Annotated in this window: 1 protein-coding gene; it reads left to right on the top strand. The window is 64.9% G+C overall.

Annotated elements, in window-relative coordinates; genetic code table 11:
- On the top strand, nt 1–359 hold a 359-nt coding region (locus tag DIE23_RS39260; RefSeq protein WP_148093515.1), incomplete at both ends, for an ATP-binding cassette domain-containing protein.

Here is a 359-nt window from a genome sequence, read left to right as displayed (position 1 = left end):
TTCAACGTGATCACGGGCCTCTACACGCCGGACTCCGGCGAGTTCAAGCTGGACGGCACGGAATACAAGCCGACCGCCGTGCATCAAGTCGCGAAGACGGGCATCGCGCGTACGTTCCAGAACATCCGGCTGTTCGGCGGGATGACCGCGCTCGAGAACGTGATGGTGGGCCGTCACGTGCGCACCAAGCACGGGCTGCTCGGCGCGGTGTTCCAGACGCCGGCCGAACGCCAGGAAGAGCGCGAGATCAAGGAACGCGCGATCGAGCTGCTCGAATACGTTGGCGTGCTGCAGTACGCGGACTACACGTCGCGCAACCTGTCGTACGGCCACCAGCGTCGTCTCGAGATTGCGCGCGC

The sequence above is a fragment of the Burkholderia sp. Bp9143 genome (assembly GCF_003853645.1).
GTDB lineage: Bacteria > Pseudomonadota > Gammaproteobacteria > Burkholderiales > Burkholderiaceae > Burkholderia.
This window is presented reverse-complemented; position numbering and strand designations above follow the sequence as displayed.